General features: G+C 58.1%; 15 protein-coding genes. 9 read left to right on the forward strand and 6 right to left on the reverse strand.

All coding sequences use genetic code 11. The features are described 5' to 3' along the window. Positions 1–3: 3 nt before the first annotated feature. The 9 genes from AC2FLP_RS07785 (at position 4) to AC2FLP_RS07825 (ending at position 9,449) form a co-directional block, all read left to right on the forward strand. The gene (locus AC2FLP_RS07785; protein WP_496682677.1) at positions 4–1,314 is read left to right on the forward strand and encodes a replication-associated recombination protein A; all 1,311 of its coding nucleotides are present in this window, start codon (positions 4–6) and stop codon (positions 1,312–1,314) included. Between the two features lie 98 nt (positions 1,315–1,412). Continuing rightward, the gene (locus tag AC2FLP_RS07790; RefSeq protein WP_496682679.1) at positions 1,413–2,219 is read left to right on the forward strand and encodes a crotonase/enoyl-CoA hydratase family protein; all 807 of its coding nucleotides are present in this window, start codon (positions 1,413–1,415) and stop codon (positions 2,217–2,219) included. Positions 2,220–2,339: 120 nt separating this feature from the next. Next, entirely contained in the window at positions 2,340–3,383 is a 1,044-nt protein-coding gene (locus AC2FLP_RS07795; RefSeq protein WP_299899016.1) for an RluA family pseudouridine synthase, read from the forward strand. After that, a complete protein-coding gene (locus AC2FLP_RS07800) occupies positions 3,380–4,051 on the forward strand; it encodes an HAD-IA family hydrolase (protein ID WP_496682683.1) in 672 nt (223 codons plus the stop codon). The genes AC2FLP_RS07795 and AC2FLP_RS07800 overlap by 4 nt, the downstream gene beginning before the upstream one ends. A 3-nt stretch (positions 4,052–4,054) precedes the next feature. Further along, the gene (locus AC2FLP_RS07805) at positions 4,055–4,762 is read left to right on the forward strand and encodes an ATP12 family chaperone protein (protein WP_496682686.1); all 708 of its coding nucleotides are present in this window, start codon (positions 4,055–4,057) and stop codon (positions 4,760–4,762) included. A gap of 205 nt (positions 4,763–4,967) precedes the next feature. Continuing rightward, entirely contained in the window at positions 4,968–5,984 is a 1,017-nt protein-coding gene (locus AC2FLP_RS07810) for an amino acid ABC transporter substrate-binding protein (RefSeq protein ID WP_117870166.1), read from the forward strand. Positions 5,985–6,110: 126 nt separating this feature from the next. Beyond that, the gene (locus AC2FLP_RS07815) at positions 6,111–7,343 is read left to right on the forward strand and encodes an amino acid ABC transporter permease (protein ID WP_117870164.1); all 1,233 of its coding nucleotides are present in this window, start codon (positions 6,111–6,113) and stop codon (positions 7,341–7,343) included. 3 nt (positions 7,344–7,346) lie between these two features. Then, on the forward strand, positions 7,347–8,645 hold the full coding sequence (locus tag AC2FLP_RS07820; protein ID WP_117870162.1) for an amino acid ABC transporter permease: 1,299 nt from the start codon (positions 7,347–7,349) through the stop codon (positions 8,643–8,645). A 12-nt stretch (positions 8,646–8,657) separates the two neighbouring features. Beyond that, positions 8,658–9,449 (forward strand): amino acid ABC transporter ATP-binding protein, encoded by a 792-nt coding sequence (locus AC2FLP_RS07825; RefSeq protein ID WP_117870160.1) that lies wholly within the window; start codon positions 8,658–8,660, stop codon positions 9,447–9,449. A 49-nt stretch (positions 9,450–9,498) separates the two neighbouring features. On the opposite strand, the gene AC2FLP_RS07830 is transcribed toward AC2FLP_RS07825, so the two are convergent. From AC2FLP_RS07830 to yidC, 6 genes are read right to left on the reverse strand one after another with little or no spacing between them, the layout of a single operon-like run. After that, complete coding sequence (locus AC2FLP_RS07830) at positions 9,499–9,996, reverse strand: SixA phosphatase family protein (protein WP_496682691.1); 498 nt, start codon at positions 9,994–9,996, stop codon at positions 9,499–9,501. Beyond that, positions 9,993–10,679: a ferredoxin gene (locus AC2FLP_RS07835; RefSeq protein WP_496682694.1), complete on the reverse strand. Its 687-nt coding sequence runs from the start codon at positions 10,677–10,679 to the stop codon at positions 9,993–9,995. Before AC2FLP_RS07835 ends, AC2FLP_RS07830 begins: the two co-directional genes overlap by 4 nt. A gap of 22 nt (positions 10,680–10,701) precedes the next feature. Next, a complete protein-coding gene (gene argB, locus AC2FLP_RS07840; RefSeq protein WP_117870155.1) occupies positions 10,702–11,565 on the reverse strand; it encodes an acetylglutamate kinase in 864 nt (287 codons plus the stop codon). A 60-nt stretch (positions 11,566–11,625) separates the two neighbouring features. Beyond that, positions 11,626–12,279, reverse strand: coding sequence for a ribosome biogenesis GTP-binding protein YihA/YsxC (yihA, locus tag AC2FLP_RS07845; protein WP_299899003.1), 654 nt, complete (start codon positions 12,277–12,279; stop codon positions 11,626–11,628). Beyond that, positions 12,276–13,013 carry an MOSC domain-containing protein gene (locus AC2FLP_RS07850; protein WP_496682698.1) on the reverse strand — a complete coding sequence of 246 codons (738 nt, stop codon included), beginning with the start codon at positions 13,011–13,013 and terminating at the stop codon, positions 12,276–12,278. The genes yihA and AC2FLP_RS07850 overlap by 4 nt, the downstream gene beginning before the upstream one ends. Continuing rightward, entirely contained in the window at positions 13,010–14,839 is a 1,830-nt protein-coding gene (gene yidC / locus AC2FLP_RS07855) for a membrane protein insertase YidC (RefSeq protein ID WP_299898999.1), read from the reverse strand. The genes AC2FLP_RS07850 and yidC overlap by 4 nt, the downstream gene beginning before the upstream one ends. Positions 14,840–14,907: the final 68 nt, after the last annotated feature.

The raw sequence follows: 14,907 nt of genomic DNA on the forward strand, positions 1-14,907 counted from the left end.
CCTGTGAGTGATCTGTTCGATACCGGGCCGGCAGAACCTGCCGCTTCCCCACACCGGCCTCTGGCTGACCGGTTGCGGCCTCGATCCCTGGCCGAGGTGATCGGGCAGGAACAGGTGCTGGGCCCCGAAGCCCCGCTGGGTGTTATGCTGGCGGCAGGTAGTTTATCCAGCCTGATCTTCTGGGGCCCACCCGGAGTTGGAAAGACGACGATTGCACGGCTGTTGGCACAGGAAACCGATCTGCACTTCGTTCAGATCAGTGCGATCTTTACCGGTGTGCCGGATCTGAAGAAAGTCTTCGAGTCCGCCAAAATCCGCCGCCAGAACGGGCAGGGCACGTTGTTGTTCGTGGACGAGATCCACCGCTTCAACAAGGCACAGCAAGACGGGTTTCTGCCCCATATGGAAGACGGCACCATCCTGTTGGTCGGCGCAACGACCGAGAACCCGTCCTTTGAACTGAATGCCGCTGTACTCAGCCGGTCGCAGGTGCTGGTGCTGGAACGGCTCAGCCTTGCCGATCTGGAGCGTCTGACCCAGCGGGCCGAAAAAGAGCTGAACCGTGCGTTGCCATTGACGCCTGCCGCACGCGATGCGTTGCAGGAGATGGCCGATGGCGATGGTCGGGCTTTGCTGAACCTGATCGAACAGGTTTCGGCGTGGAAGGTGGATGCGCCGCTGGGCCCCGATGCGCTGTCGACGCGATTGATGCGGCGGGCTGCGAAGTACGACAAGTCTGGTGATGAGCATTACAACCTGATCTCGGCCCTGCACAAATCGGTGCGCGGCTCTGACCCGGATGCGGCTTTGTATTGGTTTGCGCGCATGCTGACCGGGGGCGAGGACCCAAGGTATCTTGCACGCAGAATCACACGCATGGCCGTCGAGGATATAGGCTTGGCCGATCCACAGGCGCAGGCCATTTGCTTGCAATCGTGGGAAACCTACGAACGTCTGGGTTCCCCGGAAGGAGAGTTGGCGCTTGCTCAGGCGCTGGTCTATCTAGCCCTGGCGCCAAAATCCAACGGCGCCTATGTCGGCTACAAGGCGGCAATGCGATTGGCCAAGCAATCCGGCAGCGAGCCACCGCCCAAGCATATCCTGAACGCGCCGACCTCTTTGATGAAGGATCAGGGATATGGTGCAGGCTATGCCTATGACCATGATGCCGAGGACGGGTTTTCCGGTCAGGACTACTTCCCCGAGACAATGAAACGCCCGGTTCTGTATCAACCGGTCGAACGTGGGTTTGAGCGTGAGTTGAAGAAGCGCCTCGATTACTTTGCTAAGTTGCGGACGCAGCGGAACAGCTAGTTACGCAGGGTCAGTAGTGGACCTTCCGCAGCGTCACAGGCGACAGGATTGAAATTGGACGCTTCCCTCGGGTCAACGCTTGCAGGGGAGGGCTTGGTATGCCGGTTTCAATCGAAAAATCCGAAAGTGTCTGGACCGTCATTCACGACAGGCCGGATGCGCGGAATGCCGTTGATACGGAACATGCCGAGGCTCTGGTTGAGGCATTTCTGAGTTTTGAGGCCAGTTCGGCCAAGGCTGCGGTATTCTGGGGCAAAGGTGGCAATTTCTGTGCAGGGTGGGATCTGAAACTTGCCGCATCGCTGGCCGATCCCGAGCGACGCGAAGCATATTTCGACAAACACAGCTTCCCCATCGGGTCGGCCCCTTCAACGCTGGGGCCCATGGGGCCTTCGCGGCTGGAGCTTTCGAAGCCCGTCATTGGCGCGATTGAGGGCGCGGCAGTGGCCGGAGGAATGGAGCTCGCCTTGTGGTGCGATATCCGGGTCATGGCGGAAACGGCTTACTTGGGTGTTTTTTGCCGCCATTGGGGGATTACCCTGATGGATGGTGGCTCGGTCAGGTTGCCGCGTCTGGTGGGGCAGGGCAAGGCGTTGGAGATTGCTCTGACTGGGCGCAAGGTCCAAGCTGAAGAGTGTTGCAGGATTGGGCTGGCGGAAAAGGTCGTCTCACATGGCACAGCACGCAGTGCAGCCGAAAAAATGGCCCATGAAATAGCCCGTTTCCCACACGAGGCCGTTCGTGCAGACCGCCGATCAATCATTGAAACACATGGAATGCCGGTTCGGGACGCGCTGAAGATCGAATGGGCCAACGGGTTGGACGCCATTCGCCGAGAAGGTACCGCTGGGGCTGGCCGGTTTCGGGATGGAGCAGGGCGACACGGCAACTTCTCGAACATCTGAGAACCACAGCCAGATACCTTGACTCTTGCTGCGTTGCGCGCGACAGACGCCCATGATTTCTGGGACACGGGTAAACACGCAATCCGGGCGGATCACCCGCGCGGAACAAGGGGTAATGGCATGAGTGGCGTACAGATGATTACAGTCGCTGAAGGGGATGGGGACCAGCGTGTAGACCGTTGGCTGCGCCGCCTGTTTCCGCATGTCAGCCAGGGCCGCATTGAAAAAATGTGCCGCAAGGGAGAATTGCGTGTTGACGGAAGCCGCGCCAAGGCCTCGACCCGACTAGAGGTAGGGCAGATGGTTCGCGTGCCGCCCCTTCCGGATGCCGATCACAAACCGGCTGACGTCAAGCATCGTATCTCGGATGCGGATGCCAGGATGATCCAGTCCTGCGTGATCTATCGTGACGATCACATTCTGGCCCTGAACAAGCCGCATGGCTTGCCGGTGCAAGGCGGTAGCGGGCAGACGCGACATGTTGACAGCCTGTCCGAAGCATTGCGGTTCGGCTATGACGAGAACCCTCGGCTGGTCCATAGATTGGACAAGGACACGTCAGGTGTTTTGCTGCTGGCCCGCACGCGGGAGGCCGCCAAGGGTCTTACGGCCGCCTTCCGTCATCGTGATACGCGCAAGATCTACTGGGCGCTGGTTGCCGGTGTTCCGACACCGTACCTGGGTGAGATCAAAACCGGCCTTGTCAAAGCGCCGGGTCATGGAAAGCACGGTGAGGGTGAAAAGATGATCCCCGTGCATATGAGCGAAATTGACAGCACTCCGGGCGCGAAACGCGCGCATACGCATTACGCAACTCTCTATCGGGTTGCCAGCCGCGCTGCATGGGTGGCGATGGAGCCGATCACCGGACGTACGCACCAATTGCGGGCTCATATGGCCGCAATCGGGCATCCGATCATAGGCGACGGAAAATACGGCGGTTCGGGTCAGGAAAACCTTGGCGACGGATGGGGCGCGCAACTGGGCGGGGTCATCAGCAAAAAGCTGCATTTGCACGCACGGCGGCTGTCCTTCCTGCATCCGATGACGCGGAAACCGGTGACGGTGACGGCGCCCCTGCCCGAGCATATGAAACACAGCTGGGATACGTTCGGATGGAGCGAAGATCTGGCGGCTGACGACCCGTTTGAGGAGCTGCAATGAGCGCACCCTTGCGGCTGGTCCTGTTCGACGTCGATGGTACCCTGGTCGACAGTCAGGGCAGCATTGTTCACTCCATGACCACCAGCTTTCAGGCCGTGTCCGTGCCGGTTCCGACGCGTGAGGCGATCCTGTCCATTGTCGGCTTGTCGCTGCCGCACGCTATCGCGCGGTTGGTGCCGGAACAGCCTCTTTCGGTCCAGAACGATCTGGTCGAAGGATACAAAGAGGCTTATCGAGCCCATCGGCTTGACTTGGGCGCGGCAAGTTCGCCGCTGTACCCCGACGCAAGAGAGGCAATTGAAGCATTGTACGCCGTGCCCGACGTGCTTCTTGGCGTGGCAACCGGCAAGTCGCAGCGCGGGTTGGACGCGCTGATCGAAGCGCACGAGTTGGAAGCGTATTTCGTGACCCGGCAAGTCGCGGATCACCACCCTTCAAAGCCGCATCCGTCCATGGTGCAGACCGCATTGGCGGAAACCGGGGTCGATCCGGCCTGTGCAGTGATGATCGGCGATACGAGCTATGACATGGATATGGCTGCGGCTGCCGGAGTTCGTGGCATCGGCGTAACCTGGGGCTATCATGGCCGATCGGCTTTGACCGCTGCCTCTTGCACTATCGAAACCTTTGACCAGTTGCCAAATGCGCTGGCCGGGATGTGGGACTAGAACATGAGCGACTGGAAACCGAAGCGCTTTTGGAAAAACAGCACCGTAGTCGAGGCCGATGGCGGGTTTACAGTTGAGCTTGATGGCCGCCGTGTCAAAACACCCGCCAAGGCAGGATTGATCCTGCCAACCCGTCCCATGGCCGAAGCGGTCGCAGCGGAATGGGACGCCCAGAAAAAAGAGGTTGATCCCGCAGAAATGCCGTTCACCCGTTCTGCAAATGCAGCGATTGACAAAGTCCGCATCCAGCACGGGGAGGTTGCCGACATGCTGGCCGACTATGGCGACTCTGATTTGTTGTGTTATCGCGCAACCCATCCGCAAGAGTTGCAGGATCGCCAGACCGCCGAATGGGACCCCGCTCTGGATTGGGCCGAGACCGCGCTGTCCGCCCGTCTGGTTCCGGTTGCCGGCGTACTGCATCAACCGCAGTCGGGAACTGCCCTGGCGACATTGCGGTCTCGGGTGCGTGGGCTGGATGCGTTCCAACTGGCCGCTTTTCACGATCTGGTCAGTTTGTCGGGGTCATTGATTCTTGGCTTTGCGGTCGCCATGAACTGGCGCAAACCGGACGAGATATGGCGCATTTCTAGGTTGGATGAAACCTGGCAGATTGAACAATGGGGCCATGACGAAGAAGCCCATGAGGTTGCCGAGGCCAAGAAAGCGGCCTTCATGCATGCCAAACGCTTCTTTGACCTATCGGTTTGATCCTTAATTCCTGATTTTTGAGCAAATCTGTAAACAGCTTGGGGCCTGATCCATCGTTTTCGATGATCCGGCCCTTGACGTTTGTTTATGAATACGCCCAAACTCAGTGCCACTAAAGGGGAGACACCTTTGGGGTAACCTATCCGGCATCCACTTGCCGGGCAGAGCCGTCTCGGACGGGGCGGAAAATCAGGAAGAGGTAAAAATGAAAAAATCCGTAATCTTGGGCGCGGCAACGATTGCCGGTCTTGCTGCTGGCGCAGCCATGGCAGGGACCGTTGACGACGTTAAAGCACGCGGCAAACTGAATTGTGGTGTGACCACCGGTCTGGTTGGTTTTGCTGCGCCCGACGCAAATGGCGAATGGCAGGGCTTTGACGTATCGCTGTGCCGCGCTGTTGCTGCTGCCGTTCTGGGCGACGCCAACGCCGTTGAATTCGTTCCGACCACTGGTAAGACACGCTTTACCGCTCTGGCCTCGGGCGAGATCGACATGCTGGCAAGGAACACCACCTGGACCTTCAGCCGCGATGTTGACCTGAAGTTCGAATTCACCGGCGTGAACTATTATGACGGTCAGGGCTTCATGGTTCCCAAAGCGCTGGGCGTCAGCTCTGCCAAGGAACTGGACGGTGCCCGTGTCTGCATCCAGACCGGTACCACCACCGAGCTGAACCTGGCCGATTTCTTCCGTGCCAACAACATCAGCTACGAGCCGGTTCCGATCGAAACCAACGCCGAAGCGCAGCAGCAGTACCTGGCTGGTGCATGTGACGTCTACACCACCGACGCATCGGGTCTGGCTGCAACTCGCGCCACCTTCGAAGCGCCGGACGAGCACATCCTGCTGCCCGAAATCATCTCGAAAGAGCCGCTGGGCCCGCTGGTCCGTCATGGCGACCACGAGTGGGGCGACGTCGTGCGCTGGACTCTGAACGCACTGGTTTCGGCTGAAGAGCTGGGCGTGACATCGGCAAACATCGACGAACTGAGCGCCGGCACCGACAACCCGGAAATCAACCGCCTGCTGGGTACAGAAGGCACTCTGGGTGAAATGCTGGGTCTGGACGCGGACTGGGCTGCCAAAGCGATCAAAGCTGGTGGTAACTATGGTGAAATCTTCGCCAAGAACATCGGTGAAGAAACACCGATCGGTTTGGCGCGAGGCCTGAACGCACAGTGGACCGAAGGTGGTCTGCTTTACTCGCCTCCGTTCCGCTAAGACATCAATGGAAGAGGGCGCAGGGCAACCTGCGCCCTCTTCTACAATAAATTGCTGCGGGCAGATGCAGAGCGGGGAAAACCTCGCCGATATTTAACAGCTCGCAAGCCACGGGGATCCCAAAATATGTCGACTATGACTGACCCACCGAAAGCAGATTTTCGGTTGTCTATGCTCATAAACGATACCCGCTATCGCTCTCTTACATTTCAGGTGATTGCGGCCATCGTTATTGCGCTTTCGATCTGGTATCTGGGCAACAACCTGATCCAGAACCTCAGGGCCGCAGGGCTCAATATTTCCTACTCTTTCCTCGGCGATTCCGCCGGGTATGACATCAACCAGCGTCTTGTAGAATATGACAGTCAGTCATCACATGCACGCGCAGCGCTCGTAGGTTTGCTGAACACACTGCTTGTCGCCTTTCTGGCTTGTATTACAGCAACGATTTTTGGTGTGATCGCGGGTGTTCTGAGACTGTCGAACAACTGGCTCGTATCGAAGCTGATGGCGGTATATGTCGAGATCTTCCGGAACATACCGGTGCTGATCTGGATCATCATCATCTTCACGATCATGACGGCTGTGCTGCCGCCGCCAAGCGAGTTCCGTGGGGAAAACCCGACGTCATCGATGCTGTTTGGTTCTTTTGCCTTTACCAACCGGGGCATTTATTTCCCGCGTCCTGAATTCGCCAGTGGCGTGTTTGCATCGGCAGCCCTGAACTGGTTGCTGGTCATCGCCGTTCTGATCGGATCGTGGTTTGTCAGTGGCGAAGTTGAAAAACGCGCAACGAAGAAACAGGAAGAAACCGGCGAGCGTCCCGCGACGCTGTTGCCGAAACTGGCAATCTGGCTGGTGCCGTTGGTGCTGTTGATGGTCATCATGGGCCTGACCTGGGACGTCCCCGAGCTGAAGCGCTTTAACTTCAGCGGTGGACTGAATGCAGGCGGCCCGCTGATTGCGTTGTGGTTCGCCCTGTCGATCTACACCGGAGCCTTTATCGCGGAAAACGTGCGCGCGGGTATTCAGGCGATCAGCAAAGGTCAGACCGAGGCCGCAGCCGCGCTGGGCCTGCGTCAGGGACGGATCATGAAACTGGTCATCCTGCCCCAGGCATTGCGGGTTATCATCCCGCCGCTGATCTCACAGTATCTGAACATAACCAAGAACTCGTCTCTTGCGATTGCTGTTGGCTATGCGGATATCACCGCGACACTGGGTGGTATCACCCTGAACCAGACCGGTCGAGCGATCGAATGCGTTCTGCTGCTGATGTTGTTCTATCTCACAGCTTCACTGCTGATTTCGACGGGGATGAACATCTACAACGCTTCCGTCAAGCTGAAGGAGCGCTGAGCCATGAGTGATCAAGCAACAAACCCGATCGCCTTCGTGGCCGAAGGCACAATCCCGCCCTCTCCGCCGCCGGCGAATGAGACGGGTGTCATCAAATGGCTGCGTGAGAACCTGTTTTCAGGGGTCGCCAACTCAATCCTGACGGTGCTGTCACTGATCCTGATCTACATTCTTCTCAAGAATACCCTGCCATGGATTCTGAACGGAGTGTGGAATGCCAACTCGCTGGCAGAGTGCCGCGAGATTCTTGGGGATAAGACCGGAGCCTGTTTCGCGGTTCTGACGGAACGCTGGCCTCAGCTGATCTATGGGTTCAAGTACCCCACCGATGCTTTTTGGCGCCCGAATCTGGCCTTTGTGCTGATGCTGGTGGCCATTGCCCCGGTGCTGTTCTTTGACCTGCCCCGCAAGATGCTGTTGTTCACTGCGGTCTATCCCTTCCTGGCGTTCTGGCTGATCTGGGGTGGCACGATCCTTGTTCCTCTGGTTGCACTTGTCGGCTGCGTTGCTGCCGGTGGCGTTTTCCAGAAGCTGGGCAACAACAGCTTTGCTGCCGGGTTCTTCGGAGCAATCGTGACCGCCCTGGTCATCTGGAAAGTCGGTGGAGCCCTGATCCCGGAAGGTGCATCAGATAATGCGTGGCTGACGGCCGTTCCCAGCCGTGATCTGGGTGGTTTCATGCTGAATATGATGCTGGGCGTGACCTGTGTTTCGCTGTCGGTGCCACTCGGGATCGCACTGGCCCTGGGGCGACAGTCGAACATGCCGCTGATCAAGTGGGTCTGCGTCATCTTTATCGAATTCATCCGCGGCGTGCCTTTGATCACGCTGCTGTTCGTGGCTTCGGTGATGCTGGCGTATTTCTTCCCGCCTGACAGCACGGTCGACCTGTTCCTGCGCGTCGTGATCATGATCACCATGTTCTCATCCGCCTATATAGCCGAGGTGATCCGCGGCGGTCTGGCAGCGCTTCCGCGGGGGCAGTACGAGGCGGCAGATAGCCTTGGGCTGGATTACCCGCAGGCAATGCGGCTTATCATCCTGCCGCAGGCCCTGAAGATCTCGATCCCCGGGATCGTGAACGTGGCCGTGGGCCTGTTCAAGGATACGACACTGGTTTCGGTCATCTCGATGTTCGATCTTGTGGGCATGATCCGGGGTCCCATCCTGGCGTCGACCGAATGGAACGGCGTTTACTGGGAACTTCTGGGCTTTGCTGCGCTTCTGTTCTTCGTCGTCTGCTACGGCATCTCTCAATATTCACAGTGGCTCGAGCGTCGCCTTGCCACCGATCATCGTTAAGGAGTTCAACGCATGTCTGAACTTGCAATTGACCGCGAAATCGACCGCTCCAAGATGCAGGTGAGCGACGAAATCGCCATCGACATCAACCAAATGAACAAGTGGTACGGGTCTTTCCACGTGCTTCGCGACATCAATCTGACCGTCAATCAGGGCGAGCGGATCGTGATCGCGGGCCCGTCGGGCTCGGGCAAATCCACCCTGATCCGCTGCCTGAACGCGCTGGAGGAACACCAGCAAGGCACCATTGTGGTGGACGGAATCGAGCTGTCGAATGATCTGAAGAACATCGACAAGATCCGGTCCGAGGTTGGCATGGTGTTCCAGCACTTCAACCTGTTCCCGCACCTGACCATTCTGGAAAACTGTACGCTGGCCCCGATCTGGGTGCGCAAGACGCCCAAGAAAGAGGCCGAAGAGCGCGCCATGCACTTCCTGGAAAAGGTGAAAATTCCCGAACAGGCCGACAAGTTTCCCGGTCAGCTTTCGGGTGGTCAGCAGCAGCGTGTGGCGATTGCCCGAAGCCTGTGCATGATGCCGCGTATCATGTTGTTCGATGAACCGACATCGGCGCTAGACCCCGAGATGATCAAAGAGGTGCTCGACACCATGATCGAACTGGCCGAAGAAGGCATGACCATGCTGTGTGTAACCCACGAGATGGGTTTTGCCCGCCAGGTCGCCAACCGCGTGATCTTTATGGATGCTGGTCAGATCGTGGAGCAGAACGAACCCGAAGAGTTCTTCAACAACCCGAAAAGCGAGCGGACCAAACTCTTCCTGAGCCAGATTCTGGGCCATTGATCCACACAAGGACTGAAAGAGCGAAGGCGGGGTATTGCCCCGCCTTTTTCTATTCGATCAAGTCGCGTGGGATGGTGAACCCCAGCACTGTCCCGGTGCGCCATTTGACTTCGGCCCAGCTTTTTACGTCGAATGCCATAACAGTTGTTGCACAGGTTGGATAATCGAAAAAGCGTATGTGATCAGGCGGTTGTCGCACCAGACGGTCGGCGACATCGGCAATCCCGGGATTGTGGCCCAGCATCAACACAGTCGGTTCCGTAGCGCCTGAAAGCTCTCGCAACATGACCTCTGAATCAGCGTGGTAGAGCGCGCTGTGAAAACAGATTTTATCGGCCTGCAAGCCCATCCGATCCCATGTCTCACGGGTACGGATTGACGTCGAGCACAAGATTTCATCCGGGAGCCAGCCGTTTTGACGCAACCAAGCAGCGATGGCCGGGGCAGACTTTCGTCCACGTTTGTTAAGGGGGCGTTCATGATCACCAAGACCCGGGTTATCCCAGCTGGACTTCGCATGACGTGTCAGGATCAGAGTTCGGGTCATGACGGATGAAAGGCTCTCATATGATGGGCCGATTGTTCGGGGTCGCGCCCTGCGCCTGTACTGAGGGGGCACGCAAGGCGGGCCAGACACCCACCAGACATGCAGGTCTGACCTTCAGAAGTGTCAAGATGGTCGTGGCAGCCACCGATGTTGTAGAAGTCCTGCGCGTTCAGGGCGCTGACCGGACAGGTCGTCGTGCAAGGCGCGGCGCAGGTTTCGCAAGGCGATACCCCGGAGGGGTCTGGGATGGCGAATTCTTCGGCAAAATGCAGTGCGCCCCGATAGGAAATCATCATGCCAACGGTATCATGCACCAGTGCGCCGACCGGGCTGCTGAACGTACGTCCTGATTTGAGCGCCCAGTTGATAAATGGGGTGTACGGGGGGCCGCCAAACGGAAAATACGCCTGGGCGCCGAGCGCCTCGGCCATCTGACTGACCACCCTTTTCGACCATTGGTCTACGGGGTCGGGCCGGCGCCATTCTGGTGAGGCTTTCAGTACGGGCCAGAAGTCTGCGCCGGCCCCCAACAGGATCAGGGTTCCGGTGTCCAGTTGTTTGGCTGCAACGTGGCGAGGATGCAGCGCGCCCATGACCATCAACCCTGCATGGCTGGCGGCGTTTTCAACCTGTTCATAAGGCGTAACGTCAGGATCAGAGGAAGGCTGTGCAAGATGTGTCATGTCTCCTCCTCTCGTGCGGGGATCAGTCCGGACGTATCAGTGACCCGGCCCCATGTTCCGTGAACAGCTCCAGCAGCACGGCATTCGGTGCACGCCCGTCCAATATGACAACCGCCCGCACGCCGCTGTGTAGGGCGTCCAGCGCGGTTTCTGTCTTTGGTATCATACCGCCTGCAATAGTGCCTTCGCGGGTCATTTCCCTTATCTGACCGGCCTTCAGTTCGGTCACAACGTCACCCGCAGCGTTCTTGACACCTGAAACATCCGTCAGCAGCAACAGACGGTCTGCCTTGAGAGCTGAGGCAATCGCCCCGGCTGCCGTGTCACCATTTACGTTGAATGTCTCGCCGTCGCGGCCCGCACCAAGCGGCGCAATGACCGGGATTACGTCATGGGAAAACAGATCATGCAGGATCTTCGGATTCATCTCGGCAGGAGTGCCGACAAAGCCCAGCGACGCATCTGTCTGATCGCAGACCATCAGGCTTGCGTCCTTGCCAGACAAGCCCACGGCCGACCCCCCCTGATCATTGATCGCCTGTACGATGCGTTTGTTCACGAGGCCGGACAGAACCATTTCGACCACTTCAACCGTGGCCTTGTCGGTCACACGTTTGCCGTTCACGAAATCGGATTGAATGTCCAGCTTGCCCAGCATTGCATTGATCATCGGACCACCGCCGTGGACGACCACCGGGTTCACACCGACCTGGCGCATCAAAACCACGTCCCGGGCAAAGCTTTCCATCGCCTCGTCGCTGCCCATGGCGTGACCGCCAAGTTTGATGACGACAATGGCTCCATCATAGCGCTGCAGATAGGGCAGGGCGCTATTGAGTGTGGCTGCGGTGGCGATCCAGTCCCGGTTCATATCTCGTGTCTTCATTGCTAAAGTCCTTCTGGAAAACCGTGTTAGGACCTTTACCCCACGCTGCCAAGGGCGAAGCTATTCCAGATGCGCAATGATGGACCGCAGGGTCGCGATACCATCGCCCTTCTCGGAAGACGTGAGCACAATTTCCGGAAAGGCTGCGGGATGCTTGGACAACGCGGCCCGGGTTTGTTCCAGCACCTTCTCGCGCTCGTTGGCTTTGACCTTGTCTGCCTTGGTCAGCACGCATTGAAACGTCACGGCGCTGGTGTCCAGCAGCTTCATGATTTCGTCATCGACCGGTTTTACACCGTGGCGCGAGTCAATCAGGACAAAGGCACGGCGCAGCGTCTGGCGCCCGCTGAGATATTGTTTCAGCAGCTTCTGCCACTTCTCGACCACTTTCACCGGCGCATTTGCATAACCATAGCCCGGCAGGTCCACGAGATAGAGCTCCGGGCCTTGGGTGAAAAAGTTTATCTCTTGCGTGCGACCGGGTGTGTTGGATGCGCGGGCCAGACCCTTCGTGCCGGTCAAGGCATTGATCAGGCTGGACTTGCCCACGTTCGAGCGCCCTGCAAAACAGACTTCCAACCGGTCAGGGGCAGGCAGACCGTTCATGGCGACAACGCCTTTGACGAACTCGGAAGGGCCTGCAAACAGTTTGCGGCCTTGTTCCATGGCGAATTCATCAGGGTCTTCGACCAGAGGGAAGGGTAGTGTGGTCATAGCACCTGCACCTCATCGTTGACGCGGATTTCGCCGCCTTTGATGACCTCGGCGTAAACGCCGAAATCCTGATGATCCCAGCTGTTCAGGGCGCGCAGCGTGTCCGCGTCCCGCTCGCCGGTTTCGGGATTGGCGGTGGTGGCCATACAACGCGTGATCCGCTCGCGTACGCGAAGCACGGCCTCGCCAATGCGAACGTCACGGCCCAGCCAGTCAAACTCATCCCACAACGGCAGACCTTCGAACCAGATATTGCCGCGCCACCGATCAATGGACAGAGTCTGGTCCAGTTTTTGCTCGACTGCGCGGTGCGATGCCATGTTGCACAGGCTGATCGACGGGAAATCGCTGTCGGTCATGCCGCGCCCGGGAACCCGAACGATCCGGGCAGATGCTGCACGATCCGCAGGCATAAGCGGCTTAACCCAATCCAGAAAGACTTCCTGCTCCGTATCAGGTTCAAAAGTCAATTCCGGTCGCTGCGGGTGGCGCAATGTGACCCGGTCGCCCAGCAATTCGGCCGAAATGGCCATCAGCTGCGGCGCTTTCGAACAGCGGCTGAAATTGAAACAGGGGGCCCAGTTCGAACCATCGGTTTTGGCCGCCTCATGAGCGACCGCCCAAACGCGATCCCCGGGCATGGTTTGCCCGGGGATGACTGTGACTTGGCTCAGGGCTTCACGCCCGTGGCTTTTGATCGGGTGGCGCCAAAGGCCTGAAACCGTTCCGCTCATTTGTTGTCCGTATTTGGCGTCCGCTTGAAACCGGACTTGATGTTTGCGAACACATCCGGCTTGTAGCCTTGGCTGCGCATGATCAGATATTGCTGCGTGAACGTGATCGTGTTGTTCGCAATCCAGTATACGACCAGGCCACTTGCGAAACTACCCAGCATGAACATGAAGACCCAAGGCATCCAGGCAAAGATCATTGCCTGCGTTGGGTCAGTTGGTGCCGGGTTCAGCTTCTGCTGCAGCCACATCGAGATACCCAGCAGCAGCGGCAGAATACCGATGAAGATCAACGCCATCAGAGTGTCAGGCTGCGGGCCGGCCCAAGGCAGCCAGCCAAAGAAATTCATGATTGATGTCGGATCCGGCGCGCTCAGGTCCTGGAACGGGCCGAACCATGGGGCCTGACGCAGTTCGATCGTCACGAAAATAACCTTGTACAACGAGAAGAAGATTGGAATCTGCAACAGAATTGGCAAACAACCCGCGGCAGGGTTTACCTTTTCCTTTTTGTACAGCTCCATCATGCCCTGCTGCATCTTCTGACGGTCGTCGCCTGCGGCCTCTTTCAGGGCTTCCATCTGCGGCTGCAATTCCTTCATCTTCGCCATCGAGACGTAGGACTTGAAGGCCAGCGGGAACAGGATTGCCTTGATGATCAGCGTCAGGCCGATGATCGACCAGCCCATGTTTCCGATCAGGGCGTTGATGTTGTGCAGCAGCCAGAAGATCGGCTTGGTCAGGAAGTAGAACCACCCCCAGTCGATGCTGTCGATGAACTTCTGAACACCTTCTGCCTGATACTCTCGGATGGTTTCCCATTCCTTGGCACCGGCGAAAAGTCTGGTCGTGACCTCTTCCGTGGCACCGGGCGCGACTGTAAGGGTCGGCAGTACTGTTTCTGTCTGGTAAATCTTGCGACGTGAGTCGTACTTGGCAGCGGCCTTGAAAGCAGCGCCCTCGGCCGGGATCAGGGTGGTCATCCAGTAGTGATCAGTGAACCCGACCCAGCCGCCTTCTTTAACCTGATAGACCTCTGCCTGCGCGCGTTCATCGGGATCGATATCGAAATCGCGCACATCGCCGTAGTCGATCTCATCCAGAACGCCGTCAGCCATGACCATAACGCCTTCATGAAGAATGAAGAAATTCTTCAGACCCGGCAGGTCACCGTCTTCGCCGATACCGTGGCGTGCGAGGATACCGTATGGGGCCATGCCGACCTCGGCGTCTGTGGCGTTCTCGACCGACTGAGTGACAGAGAACATGTAGTTTTCATCCACGGCAATGGTGCGGCGGAAGGTGAGGCCGTTTCCATTATCCCAGGCCAGAGTAATCGGTGCGTCAACACCCAGAGTTTCGCCCTGCTCAAGCGTCCAAAGGGTGTTCGGGCCGGGAACGTCCGTGGCCGACAAGCCTGCGCCGGGGGCCCAGCCATAAAGGGCATAATATGCGGATTCACTTCCAACCGGGGACAGAAGCTCGACGATCGGAGAATCCTCGGCCAGTGAAACCTTGTAGTCTTTCAGCGACAGCTCATCAATTCGGCCACCGGCAAGCGACAGGCTACCAGTCAGACGGGGCGTGTCGATGCTGACCCGGGGCGCCTCGGCTTCGGGTTCGGCTTCGGTGGCGGTCGCAGTAGCTTCGCCGACGGTGCCGGTATCGGCGGCGCTGGGCGCCTGAACATCATTCCCTTCGATGCTGGCGATTTCAGCCTGCTCCGTGGTTGGTGTGGGTTCCGGAGGAGGGAACAGCACGAACCAGACCAGGATCACGAGAAAGCTGAGCGCGGTTGCGAGGATGAGATTCTTGTTCTGATCGTCCATCTGGGACAGCCACCTTGAGCAGTGAAAGACACCCGCAGGGTTCAACAGAGTGCAGGCCCAAAGGTCAA

The sequence above is a fragment of the Ruegeria sp. CDSA141 genome (assembly GCF_059612005.1).